General features: G+C 64.3%; 8 protein-coding genes and 3 pseudogenes. 5 read left to right on the top strand and 6 right to left on the bottom strand.

Annotated features, from left to right (window positions below; all coding sequences use genetic code 11):
- Positions 1-7 precede the first annotated feature (7 nt).
- Positions 8-994 carry an ABC transporter ATP-binding protein gene (locus ACVWW3_RS15790; RefSeq protein ID WP_456649408.1) on the bottom strand — a complete coding sequence of 329 codons (987 nt, stop codon included), beginning with the start codon at positions 992-994 and terminating at the stop codon, positions 8-10.
- Between the two features lie 268 nt (positions 995-1,262).
- On the opposite strand from ACVWW3_RS15790, the gene ACVWW3_RS15785 reads away from it, so the two are divergent.
- The gene (locus ACVWW3_RS15785; protein ID WP_456649409.1) at positions 1,263-1,970 is read left to right on the top strand and encodes a GntR family transcriptional regulator; all 708 of its coding nucleotides are present in this window, start codon (positions 1,263-1,265) and stop codon (positions 1,968-1,970) included.
- A 17-nt stretch (positions 1,971-1,987) separates the two neighbouring features.
- Here ACVWW3_RS15785 and ACVWW3_RS15780 read toward each other — a convergent pair whose 3' ends face one another.
- Positions 1,988-2,197, bottom strand: a complete 210-nt coding sequence (locus tag ACVWW3_RS15780; protein ID WP_247338804.1) for a hypothetical protein — start codon at positions 2,195-2,197, stop codon at positions 1,988-1,990.
- 361 nt (positions 2,198-2,558) lie between these two features.
- Here ACVWW3_RS15780 and ACVWW3_RS15775 point away from each other — a divergent pair.
- Positions 2,559-3,867 (top strand): annotated as a pseudogene (locus ACVWW3_RS15775) (amidohydrolase family protein).
- Between the two features lie 259 nt (positions 3,868-4,126).
- On the top strand, positions 4,127-5,815 hold the full coding sequence (locus tag ACVWW3_RS15770; RefSeq protein ID WP_456649411.1) for a CYTH and CHAD domain-containing protein: 1,689 nt from the start codon (positions 4,127-4,129) through the stop codon (positions 5,813-5,815).
- A gap of 123 nt (positions 5,816-5,938) precedes the next feature.
- Here the strand turns inward: ACVWW3_RS15770 and ACVWW3_RS15765 are convergent, their stop codons facing one another.
- The 4 genes and pseudogenes from ACVWW3_RS15765 to ACVWW3_RS15750 form a co-directional block, all read right to left on the bottom strand.
- Positions 5,939-6,565 carry a transglutaminase-like cysteine peptidase gene (locus ACVWW3_RS15765; RefSeq protein WP_456649412.1) on the bottom strand — a complete coding sequence of 209 codons (627 nt, stop codon included), beginning with the start codon at positions 6,563-6,565 and terminating at the stop codon, positions 5,939-5,941.
- 330 nt (positions 6,566-6,895) lie between these two features.
- Positions 6,896-7,508 (bottom strand): annotated as a pseudogene (locus tag ACVWW3_RS15760) (PilZ domain-containing protein).
- Between the two features lie 68 nt (positions 7,509-7,576).
- Positions 7,577-8,743, bottom strand: a complete 1,167-nt coding sequence (locus tag ACVWW3_RS15755; protein WP_456649413.1) for an MFS transporter — start codon at positions 8,741-8,743, stop codon at positions 7,577-7,579.
- 51 nt (positions 8,744-8,794) lie between these two features.
- The gene (locus ACVWW3_RS15750; protein ID WP_456649414.1) at positions 8,795-10,042 is read right to left on the bottom strand and encodes an MFS transporter; all 1,248 of its coding nucleotides are present in this window, start codon (positions 10,040-10,042) and stop codon (positions 8,795-8,797) included.
- Between the two features lie 432 nt (positions 10,043-10,474).
- On the opposite strand from ACVWW3_RS15750, the pseudogene ACVWW3_RS15745 reads away from it, so the two are divergent.
- Positions 10,475-11,628: pseudogene (locus tag ACVWW3_RS15745) on the top strand (zinc-binding dehydrogenase).
- Positions 11,629-11,739: 111 nt separating this feature from the next.
- Positions 11,740-12,168: a VOC family protein gene (locus tag ACVWW3_RS15740; RefSeq protein WP_456649820.1), complete on the top strand. Its 429-nt coding sequence runs from the start codon at positions 11,740-11,742 to the stop codon at positions 12,166-12,168.
- The last annotated feature ends 35 nt before the right edge of the window (positions 12,169-12,203 follow it).

The following is a 12,203-nucleotide window of genomic DNA, read 5'->3' as shown; positions in this document are numbered from 1 at the left end:
ATGGACGCTATTGCAGGCGTTGCGCCTTGGCGGGATCCCAGGTGACCAGCACGCGATCGCCCGGACGCAAGGGGCGGGCGTCGAACACGGTCTCGGGAACGTGGGCGAACAAGGCAGTGCCGTCGTCGAGCGTAAGCGAGACGGCGACATATGAGCCCTGGTACTCGGTCTGGGTCAGCAGCGCCGGTGCGCCGAACGCACCCTCAACAAACGGCGTGATGCCGAGTTGATCGGCGCGCACGGCAATGAGTTTGCCGGCGTCGCTGAGGACGTTGTGGCCACCGATGAAGCGCGCCACGAATTCGGTGCTGGGGTGATGGAAGATGTCGCGGGCCGAGCCCTGCTGCTCGATCTTGCCCTGGTTCATCACCACGATGTGGTCGGCAAGCGCCATTGCCTCTTCCTGGCCGTGGGTGACCTGGATGAAACTGATGCCGAGCTCGCGCTGCAGCCGCTTCAGCTCGCCGCGCATCCTGACCCGCAGGAACGGATCGAGCGCGGAGAGCGGCTCGTCGAGCAAGAGGATCTGCGGCTCGGTGATCAGCGCGCGGGCGAGCGCCACGCGCTGCTGCTGGCCGCCGGAGAGCTGGGCCGGCAGTCGGCCGGCATAGGAGCTCATTGCGACGAGCTCGAGCAGTTCGCCGGCACGCTTGTGCCTGATAGCGCGGTCGACGCGGCGCATTTTCAGGGCAAACGCAACATTGTCGAGCACGGTCAGGTGCGGAAACAGCGCGTACGACTGGAACATCATCGCCGTACCGCGCTTGGCGGGCTCGAGGTCGGTGACGTTTTGCGGGCCAAGGATGATGTCGCCTTCGCTGACCGCCTCGTGGCCCGCGATCATGCGCAAGGTCGAAGTCTTGCCGCAGCCGGAGGGGCCGAGCAGGCAGCAATAGGTGCCTGCCGGGATCTTCAGATTGACGGTGTCGACCGCCAGCGTCGTGTCGTAACGCTTGGTGACGGCGACCAGTTCGAGAGTGGCGGGAGTGGCCATGGCGTGTCCGGGAAGAGGGCGATGCTTCGCCTCTCTCTCCGCAAGGTCCGTGCCAAGCGCGCTTGAATCGTCCTGGGCAAGCCGAATTGCAAAACAGTGCAGCGGAGTCAGATCGTTAGATCGAATCTCGTGCGTCCGGTCGGCTCGCTGCCTTCGCAATTGCGTGCACACAAAACAGGCGCGGATTGTATAAAGTTTCGCCTGTGATTGGATACAGCTCGTCGACTACCATTCGAGGCCGAACGTTGCCGATCGAGTCCTCACACCCATGGCCGCCAAGTCCCGACCGAAATCCGACGCGCCAGATGCGAACGATCGCGTCAGCCGCATCCGGGAAGGCGTGACCGCGGCGATCCTCGAGCATCGTCTGCTGCCGGGCACGAAACTCGGCGAGGACGAGATCGGCGAGATCTACGGATCAAGCCGCACGCTGGTTCGCACCGCGCTCCAGCAGCTCGCGCACGAGGGCATCGTCAACATCGAGAAGAACCGCGGCGCCTTCGTCGCACGCCCGACGCCTGCGGATGCCCGCGAAGTGTTCGAGGCGCGCCGCCTGATCGAGCCGACGATCGTCGATCACGCCGTTGACGCGGTGTCACCGGCCTGGATCGATCGTCTCCAGCGGCATCTTGCCGAGGAACGCGAGGCGGAATCGCGCGGCGACGCGCGCGCCTCGGTCCGGCTCTCCGGCGACTTTCATCGCCTCGTCGCCGAGATGAGTGGTCACAGCATCTATCTCGGTTTCCTGAAGGAGCTGATCGCGCGCTCCTCGCTCATCATCCTGCTCTACCGCCGCCACGACACGCCGGCCTGCGGCACTGATCATCACGCCGGCATCGTCGCCGCGATCCGCAAACGCGACAGAGCGGTCGCCCGCGCACAGATGTTGTCGCATCTGAACGAGATCGAGGCCGAGCTGTTTCTGAAAGATCCCGCCGCCGACGAGTTGCGGCTCGCGGACGTGCTGGGCGCCTAACGAACCGCATCGTTTGGCTACGGCAGCGAAGACCCTTCGTTGCGCTTCATGATCTTCAGCACGAGCAGGATCGCGCCGAGGATCAGGAAGAGAACGCCGGCGAACGTCGTGCCGCCGTATTCGAAGGTCACGCCGATTCCCGTCAGCAGACATCCGATGATGATTGCGAGGAGTCCGCCGAGTTTCTTGACCAGCATGACGTGTCCGTCAGTTGTTTGTGCCACCATGTTGCGCCTCGTCATTTCGCGCCTGCGCTCGCGGCCCCTGTTACTTCTCTCCCCAGTCGAGCAGGCCGGCACGATCGTACTCTCGAATGCGCAAATTGCAATCTGGCGTTGATCGTGGACTTTTGCAGCGTCTGCATTTGATTTGAGTTCGATGTATGTGAGACAGCCGCGCTTACTCAGTTTCCTGATCTTCCCGAGTAAAGTTCGCGGTGCACCTTTGCCGCAGTCGGATGGCTGAATTGCAGAATCTCTCTATGGTTGCAAATTGACTCCACGGGGCACGAGGCATCAACTACCATCGCGCGGTTGGGTTCTGGAGCGGGAGATCATGCCGGGATTGAAAGTGCGGGGCGGGCTCGCGATGCTGCTTGCAGTGCTTCTCTGCAATGCGTCGCCTGCGGCGGCCCAGCAGGACGCTGCCGTCCTGTTCCGTAACGTCAGGATTTTCGACGGAAAGAACGCGACGCTCTCGGTTGCGTCCAATGTTCTGGTCAGGGACAGGAAGATCGAGAAGATATCGACTGCCGACATCGCAGCCACCGGTCAGGTGATCGACGGCGGCGGCCGCGTGCTGATGCCGGGGCTGATCGATGCGCATTGGCACACGATGCTGGTGCGCCCGACGCCGATGGCCGCGCTCGCAGGCGATATCGGCTACAACAACCTGCTTGCGGCCAGCGAGGCGACCGCGACGCTGATGCGCGGCTTCACCACCGTGCGCGACATGGGCGGGCCGAGCTTCGGCCTCAAGCAGGCCATCGACGAGGATCTTGTCGCCGGTCCCCGCATCTATCCCTCGGGTGCCATCATCACCATCACCAGCGGTCATGGTGATTTCCGCCAGCTCTCCGATCTGCCGCGCACCATCGGCGGCATGCTCAGCCGCATGGAGCGGATCGGCGGCAGCATGGTCGCCGACAGTCCCGACGAGGTGCGCGTGCGCGCGCGCGAGCAGCTCATGCAGGGTGCTTCGCAGGTCAAGCTCACGGCGGGCGGCGGCGTCGCGTCGCCCTTCAGCCCGCTCGATGTCTCCACCTTCACCGAGCCCGAGCTGCGCGCCGCCGTCGAGGCCGCCGACAATTGGGGCACCTATGTCGCCACCCACGCCTACACGCCGGTCGCGATCCAGCGCTCGATCGCAGCCGGCGTGAGATGCATCGAGCACGGTCACCTCATGGACGAGGCGAGCGCGAAGCTGATCGCGGAGAAGGGGATTTGGCTCAGCACGCAGCCATTCCTCGACCTCTCCGCCCGCGGCGGGGTTGGGGCCAGCGGAGCAGGATAAGATGCGGCAGGTGGTTGCCGGCACCGATCGCGTCTACGCGCTGGTGAAGAAGTACGGCATCAAGACCGCGTTCGGCACTGACGTGCTGTTCTCGAAGGCCTTGGCGGACAGGCAGGGCTCGATGTTGGCCGCGCTGACGCGCTGGTACACACCGGCCGAAGCGCTGGCGATGGCGACGTCGACCAATGCGGAGCTGCTGAACCTGTCAGGCCTGCGCAATCCTTACCCAGGTAAGCTCGGCGTGGTGGAGGAGGGCGCGCTTGCCGATCTCTTGCTGGTCGACGGCAATCCGCTCGACAACATCAATCTCGTCGAAGATCCCGCGAAGAATTTTGTGCTGATCATGAAGGGCGGCAGGATCTACAAGAACAGTCTGGCGCGCTGACGCGCCCGCGCAGTGCAGCAATTTAATTCGCATCGTTACCCCGGATTGTGACAGGCGTTGCCCGATTTGCGCATGACATCGTGTCGACGGCCACACACCGCGGCGTAACGTGACTATTCCTTGCGGACGGTACCGGCTATAGAATGGCGCTCTGTCATTGAAGTGTCATGTCACCGGGAATGCTCAATCAGACGCTAAGCCGGCTCGCAAGACTTCGAGCGCGCCGGACGGGAATCCTGTCTCGAAAGACGACAAGAGAATGCAAGTCGTCGCCGGCTTCTTCAGCCAGCGTGAACCGGACGAGCCCGGCGCGGAACAAGGGATCGTCGAGGGCGCTGTGATCGACCAGACGCCATCGCAAGAGGCGACGCCCGCACCCGGGCCAACCCAGTCGAACGCCGCCGCGCGGCCCGCCGGTGAAATCGAGCTCAAGCTTTTCGTCGATGCCGATCGCATGGCGCATTTCAACGCTACGCCGGTCATCGCGGCGAACGCGCGTAACAAGGGCGCGCGCAAACATCTCAAGTCTGTCTATTATGACACGCCGGAGCGGACGCTGCGTCGCAACGGCTTGAGCTTGCGCGTTCGTCAGAGCGGCGCACGCTTCGTGCAAACCCTGAAAACCGATGCGGTGGATGATCCACTGCGCCGCGGCGAGTGGGAGGCGAGGGTGTCGTCGCTTGCACCCGACCTGGCTCTGGCGATGCCCTTCATTGCGGAGAAGCTTCGCAGCCATCTCGAAGCGCAGCCGCTCGAAGCGGTGTTCACGGCCGACGTTCATCGTCATGCGCGGATGGTTGACCTGCCGTCCGGCACGGTCGAAATTGCGTTTGACCGGGGCGTCCTCACGGCCGGCGACCGGACGTTACCGGTGAGCGAGATCGAACTTGAGTTGAAGAGCGGCAGCGCGAGCGCGATCTACGAGATCGCATTGCGGCTTGCCGAGCACGGGGCGGTGAAGCCGTCGGTCCGCACCAAATCGGCGCGCGGCTTCGATCTTGCCGCCGACAAACCGCCCTCGGCGCGACGTCCGCGAAAACTTCGCCTCGATGCGTCGGTCACGCTCGACGAGGCGTTCGCGACGATCCTGCGCTCCTGCTTCCTCCATTTGCTTCAATCGCTGCCCGCGGCCGAGGACGGTCGCAATCCGGAAGGGGTGCATCAGCTTCGCGTCTCGCTGCGCAGGCTTCGATCGGCACTGGACCTGATGCGATCGGTCGGCGCGCTCAGCAATCTCGATGCGCTGCGGTCGGAAGCCAGATGGCTGGCGCAAGACCTCTCCGCCGCGCGTGACTGGGACGTGTTCCGGCTCGAGACCTTGCCGACGATCGCAAAGGCCTGTCCGTCGGTCGCAGGCTTCGATGCACTGGGCCGGGTTGCGGCCGCGCGTCGGTCCGACGCCTATCGCAAGGCGCATCACGCGCTTGACGATCGCCGCTGCACCGCGTTCCTGATCGGCCTCGGAAACTGGATCGAGACGCGGGGCTGGCGCAACGACGTCGCCGCCGAAGACCCCGGCCGGCTCGCCGAGCCCGCCGTCAACTTCGCGCAGCGCATTCTGTCGGAGCAACATGCGAAGCTGCTCAAGCGCGGCCGCCGCTTCAAGTCGCTTGCGGCGGAAGATCTGCACCGGGTGCGGCTCGCGACCAAGCGGCTGCGCTATCTCAGCGAGTTCCTGCTGCCGCTCTACGAGGACCGCAAATCCGCGCGAAAATTCTCGCGCGGGCTCGCCGGCTTGCAAGAGCAGCTCGGCGCCTTCAATGACATGGCGGTCACGGCGTCATTGCTCGAAGGGCTCGGTGCCGAGCCTGACAGCGCCACCGCCGTGGCGGCGATCGCGGGCTGGCAGGCGCGTGCGTCGGTCGGGGTGCAGCCCGCCCTGCAAAGCACGTGGCGCGATTTCACCGCCGCGCGCGTGCCCTGGTCGCGGCAGACGCAGCAGGATTGAACGAAACGACATCCCCAAAAAAAGTTGCGGCCAGCCATTGGGGGATGGCTGGCCGCGCGCGAACCGGTCTGGGACGGGGAGGGGTGGGGATGTGACCGGGTCGCGTAACTCCTTGTCTCGTTCTTACTGGTCTCTTGCGCTGGCGGTGGAGACCGCCGGCCTGGTATCGCCCAGCGAAACCCAGACGTTGGGATCGCTCTGCGACTGTCGCTTGACGAAGCGGTAGCCGGTCTCCGTCCAGGCAACGACGTTCTCGTTCTGATTGTCGAGAACGAACTCGCCCTTGTCGGTCTTCACCGTCAGCACCGCGTGTCCTTCACCCTTCTTGTCGCGCACGACGGTGACGAGCAGGGCCTCGCGCGGCCATCCGGCATCGATCAACATCTTGCGCTTCAACAGCACGTAGTCTTCACAGTCGCCGTAACCGTCCGACGGCAGCGACCACTTCTCGATCACGCCCCAGTGCTCCTGGTCGGTCAAAGGCTTGACGGTCTCGTTGACCCAGCGATTGACCTTGACGAGGTCGCGCCATGCGGCCTGCGACATCACGATGTCGCGCGGTTGCGTCGGCGCGCCCTGGCACTGAGCGGCATTATCCGCACAGAATTCGACCCAGCCGATCGGCGAACGCGTGGTGTCGCCGAGGCTTGCGTAGAGCAGACGGCCTTCGCCGGCCTGCGCTGCCGCGCTCATTCCGAAGAGCATGGCGGCCAGCGCCATTCCCTTCCCCTGTCCCCTGAAATCAAACATTGCGGCCCCGTTTCTTGTTGGGACCACATTGCGCACGCAGCTTTTGAGTTGCCGCTAAATCGGCCAAGTAAAGTCGAGACGAATACAAGTAAAAGGCGCGGCGAATTCGATCTATACTTGAATCAAAATCGAATAAAAGTCGATATGACTACAATTGATTCAAATTTTATCGATTAACGCGGAAACGCTGACGGAACCGTTGTTTGCACGCGCCCGCAGCCCTCGCGTTAACCCGCGCGAGGCTCGTCACGACCCATGAAAAAGGCGGCGTCCGCATCGCGGAGGCCGCCTTCAGGGCTTGAAATACAGGGGTTTTGGCGCCTTCGCGCTTTACCGCGCGGTAACGCTCTCTTCGAGTGTCTCGATCGGCTGCGAATGCATGAACTCGAGCGCGAAGCCATCTTCGAGGTTTCGGACCACGCGGCCCTGCACCCGGCCGAGCAGAACCGTCGAGTTCAGCGGCGGCCGGTTCTCGGCGGCAATGGCGGCGCCTGACAGCGAGAGGTCGATGATGCGGCAGGTCATCTTGGTGCCGTCCTCGAGCGTCAGCACCGCGATCGGGTTGCGCGGCACGATACGGTCGTGGCGGCGGTCTTCCGGCAGATTGAGGATGTCGCGGTTGGCGAGCCAGGTGAGCTGTGCGGCGAGCTTGTCGCGCTTGCGCGGCGTCGCACCCACTGTCATGGCGAAGCCATTGTCGATGATGCGGGTGATCTTGCCCTCGACGCGGCCGATATGGTCGAGATAGGCGACCACGCGGTCGCCGACATTGCCGATGCCGGGGGCCAGCAGTGCGAGCCCGCCCGGCGACATGTTGATCACCTGGCAGGGGAATTCACGGCGGTCCGGCAGCATGTAGCGGCCGAGCAGGTGAACCTTCACCCGGCTGGAAACGCCGACGTTCCTCGGCGGCCGGAAGAAATTTTTTGTTCGCCAACGCCATTTTCACAACCCGACCCCCCGCCTGGCGGAGTCCGGGACGACCCTAAGGTGCACAGGGTTAATGCCGCGTTAGGATTGGGCGCGTCGATTACGGACAGACACAATGCGCTCGAAAAGCCACATCAGCGGCGGGCACGCCAGCACCGTCAGTGCGCCGAGGTCGAGCGCGACCGCGGCGGTCCCGGCCGATTTGGCAAGCCGGCCCGCCACCGCCGGTCCCAGCATCATCGCGGCATAGAAGAGAGTGTAGAACACGCCCATCCCGATCGCCCTCGTTTCCGGCACGAGCACGCGAGCGGTCAGGCTCATGATCGGGCCGGCCGGATGGCCGCCGATCAGGCCGATCAGGAGGAGGATCGTGATCACGGCGTCGGATCGGGTCAGCCAGGCCAGCAGCCCCGCCACCACGAGGCTGGCCGCGATCGCAAGCACGAGCGGCCGCTTGAAGCGATCGGCGAGATAGCCGCCTGCCGGTACCGAGATCACCGACAGCCACATCACGAGGCTGATCGCCGATCCCGCCGCGGCAATGCTCCAGCCGCGCTCGGCGAGCAGTGTTGGGCCGAACGAGAAGATCATGGCGAAGCCGACATTATAGAGGCCCCAGATCGCGCCCGCGACGATCACCGCCAAGAGAGCAAGCGGATCAAGCCGCCCGAAGCCGGCTGCGCTGGCGGTGGCTCCCGGCGGCGGTTGATAAAACGTGATCAGCACAATGCCGATCGCGGTCAGCGCACCGGCCACGAGGAACACGGCGCCCGCGCCATAGGCGGTGCCGATCGCCGGCAGCACCAGCAGCGAGATCGCAACGCCCGCCGGCCAGGAGTTGACGAAGATAGCCATCGCGGTGGCGATCTCCTTAGCGGCAAACCAGTCGGTGCCCATCTTGGTGAGCTGCACGGTCAGCAGCACGCCGCCGGCGCCGGAGGCGAGCCGGCCCGCCATCTGCCAGCCCCAGACATCGGTGGCGGCCATAACGAGGCTGCCGGCCGTCATCAGCAGCAGTGCCACGATCGTCGTGGGCTTGTCGCCGAGGGTCCGGCCGATCGCGCCGCCCGGCAGCGCCAGCACGATGCCCGGTGTGAAATAGAGCCCGATCAGGATGCCGATATCGGCGAGCCCGACGCCAAAAGTCTGTTGCAGCAGCGGCGCGACGGCAGCCACGCTCTGGAACTGGAACGCAATGGTGAGGCGAACGACGAACAGGATCGCAAGAGTGCCCCAGCGATTGCGCAACGCTTCATCTCCCCAGCCCTGTGTCGAGGGTGCGGTGGAGAGAGGCCGGAGTCAACCGGCTGCCTTCCTCACCGCGCGCTGGTACAGGAGACTCAGCAGCGCCAGCAGCACCGCCGCCGACAGCCCGAGCGACCAGTGAATGCCGATCGCCGCACCTGATAGCCCGACGGTGATGCCGCTGAACGCCCGCATCCCGAGCCCCGCCATGTTGTAGAGGCCGACGACGCGGCCGCGAATGTCGGACGGCGCGTTCAACTGCACCAGCGCTTGCGCCATGGTGTTGAACGACAGCTCGAAGAAGCCTGCAAAGAACAACAGCACGATCGCGATCGGATAGATCCGCACCGAGGCGAAGCCGAGCAGCGCCACGCTCCACAGCATCGCGAGCATGATCGCGGTGCGCGGCGTGCCCTTGAGCCGTCCCCAGGATTCCAGCGCGATGCCCGCGAGCAGCGCGCCGGCAGCATCGGCCGCGAGCAGCACGCTGTAAGAGATTCCGGGATCGCCGTGGCCGAGATCGCCGGCAAAGCCCGGCATCTGGGCATGATAGGCATTGCCGATCATGAAGGAGGTGAGGCCGGCCAGCCATGTCATCGCCGTGAGCACCGGCTGCGTGCCGATCGCGCGCATCGTCAGCATGATGTCGGCAAGGCCGCGCACGGCGAAGCGCCGCACGGCCACGCTGTTGTCGCGCACCGGCGCCCAGAACAGCCACAGCAGCATCGGCAAGTAGAACAGCGTGTTGAAGATGATGCCATGCGAGGTGCCGAGCGTGAGCATGATGATGCCGCCGACGGCAGGTCCGACCAAAATGCCGAGATAGCGCGCCATCGCGTTCAACCGCACCGCGCTCGGAAGATCCGCCGGGCCGACGAGGTCGTAGAGCAGGAGCTGGTTCGGCGTCTGCCACAGCACGCCGGCGCAGCCATGGACCACCAGCAGCAGCATCGCGTGCCACATCTGGATCGTATCGGTGATGAAGAAGAAGCCCCATCCGCTCGACGCCACGATGAACAGCAGCATGCCGCACTGGATGATGCGGCGCGGATCGAAGCGGTCGGCGAGACCCCCGACCGCGACCGAGAACAACAGGAACGGCAGCCAGTGCGACAGCACGGCAAAGCCCGCCAGCGCCGGCGAATGGAATTTCTGGAACACCACCCAATAGCTGATCACATGCTCGATATTGTCAGCCATCATCGCCAGCACATAGGCCATGAACTGGAGCCGGTACGGCACCGACTTCATCGCCGCGAACGATCCGGACGCAGCGACAGGATTTTGGGGGAGGGGGTTCAAGAGGGCACCTGGGTGGGACTCTTGGGGCCTTACACGTTCGCCGGTAAGCGCTCAAGATACTTAAGGGCTCAAGCTACTTGGGTGTGCTTGGAGATCAGCCATGCGCTGCCGCCACAAGCTCAACCGTCATCCTGAGGTGCGCGCCCTTGCGCGCCTCGAAGGATAGGCCGCGAGCGCCTGTGGCCCATCCTTCGAGGCTTCACCTTGCGATGCAAATGCATCGCAAGGTTCGCACCTCAGGATGACGGCGGTGAATGTGGCAGGCGCCGTAGCCCGGACGGAGCGCAGTGAAATCCGGGAGCGCCGGTCGCGCATTCCGCTTCGCTCATGCGGGCTACGAGACCGCACCTTGGCACAACCGCGCATCTCACATACGCTTCCCGTTAGCCCGCACCACCAACCATAACAAAAGCGGGCAGCGAGGAAACAGCCATGGAACAGATCCGCGTCTGCACCCACGCGGGACCGGGCAGCGAGCCTGTCATCCGCAGCGTGCCATGGCCAAAGGTCGGCAAAAAGGCCGCGCTGATCAAGGTCGGCGCGTGCGGCGTCTGCGGCACGGACCTGCACATTCTGAAGGGACATTGGCCGAAGCCGCTGCCTTGGCCGTTCACGCTCGGTCATGAAATCGGCGGCGTGATCGTCGAATGCGGCGAAGAATTCACCGAGGACTTCATGAGCAAGCCGCTCAAGGTGGGATCGAAAGTGATGATCCCGCCGCTGATGCCCTGCGGCCGCTGCTATTACTGCATCCATTATCCGCAAGTAGCCAACAAGTGCCTGACGCCGGTCTATTACGGCCGATATCTCGGCTTCGACAAAGCGCCTCACATGTGGGGCGGCTGGGCCGAATATGTCTATGTCGATCTCGACATGCTGCCGGGCACCAAGATCTACAAATTGCCCGAGACGACATGTCGCTGCGGCTGGGCGCGTTGTCGGAGCCGCTGACCTCCTGCATTCGCGCCTTCAACCGCGCTGGCCGAGCCGGCGGTTTCACCTGGGGCGACACGGTGGTGATCCAGGGCTCGGGTCCGATCGGCATTCTCGCCGTCGCGGCCGCAAAGGAGATGGGAGCAGGGCGCGTGATCTGCGTCGGTGCGCCGGAGGAGCCGCGGCTCAAGCTCGCGCGCGAATTCGGCGCGGAGGCGACTGTGAACATCGAGGAGATCAAATCGCCGCAAGATCGTATCGCGCGCGTGCGCGAGATTGTCGGGGGCTTCGGCGCCGATCTCGTGATGGATTGTTCGGGCCATCCGACCGCCGGCCCCGAAGGCATCGAGATGCTGCGCGACGGCGGCACCTATGTCGAGATGGGCCAGTTCACCGACGCCGGCTCGATCGAGACGTCCTGGCACCGCATCTGCACCAAAGACCTCAACGTACTGGGATCCTGGGGCTTTACCGGTAATGATCTTCCGCTCGGCGTCGACATGCTCTATCGCACCCGCGACAAATATCCCTGGCTGAAGATGCAGACGATCTACCCCTTCACGGAAGAAGGCGTCGCGCAGGCGGTCAGGGACGCCATGGCGATGAAGACGGTGAAGTCGACCATCGTGCCGTGGCCGGAATTGGTGGAGTGAGAAATTCGGGGCCCGGATTGCGCTGTAGCGTAAGCCGGGATTCTCGCTTGTGGCTCCTCATATTCCGCTACGCTCCATACGATCTGCGTGCGGACGTTTGGAATGAAAGGCATGACGATGGACGAGACACCCGAACCCGACCAACGCACGCGCTCCCCCTTCCACGCCATCCGCGCGATCGACTACACCGTCATCTTCGTGCGCGACATGGCCGCGATGCGCCGCTTCTACGAAGACGTTCTCGCGTTTCCGCTGCTGCGTGAGTTGTCGCCGAACTGGATCGAGTACGGCTTGGGCAGCAACACGTTGGCTCTCGCGAAGCCGAGCCGGACTGCGGCCGATGCGCCAACACCGGCGGGCAGTGCCGCGCTGCAACTGGCATTCAAGGTCTCCGCGGCCGAGGTCGATGCGTGCGCTGACGAACTCGTGCGGCAGGGCGTTGCGCTGCTGTCGCCGCCGACGAACCAGTCGTTTGGGCATCGGACGCTGTTCTTCCGCGACCCCGACGGCAATCTTTTGGAGGTCTATGCGGAGATCTGAAATGCGGGGAGCCGGGCCGCCGCCCGAAAGGTTCC

Source organism: Bradyrhizobium sp. LM2.9 (assembly GCF_054056555.1).
The sequence above is the reverse complement of the archived record's forward strand: the minus strand, read 5'-3'. Positions and strand labels throughout refer to the sequence as shown.

Excerpts from the sequence above, each read along its gene's own strand:
- ACVWW3_RS15790 (WP_456649408.1), bottom strand. The coding sequence starts at position 994 with ATGGCCACTCCCGCCACTCTCGAACTGGTCGCCGTCACCAAGCGTTAC.
- ACVWW3_RS15785 (WP_456649409.1), top strand. The coding sequence starts at position 1,263 with ATGGCCGCCAAGTCCCGACCGAAATCCGACGCGCCAGATGCGAACGAT.
- ACVWW3_RS15780 (WP_247338804.1), bottom strand. The coding sequence starts at position 2,197 with ATGGTGGCACAAACAACTGACGGACACGTCATGCTGGTCAAGAAACTC.
- ACVWW3_RS15770 (WP_456649411.1), top strand. The coding sequence starts at position 4,127 with ATGCAAGTCGTCGCCGGCTTCTTCAGCCAGCGTGAACCGGACGAGCCC.
- ACVWW3_RS15765 (WP_456649412.1), bottom strand. The coding sequence starts at position 6,565 with ATGTTTGATTTCAGGGGACAGGGGAAGGGAATGGCGCTGGCCGCCATG.
- ACVWW3_RS15740 (WP_456649820.1), top strand. The coding sequence starts at position 11,740 with ATGACGATGGACGAGACACCCGAACCCGACCAACGCACGCGCTCCCCC.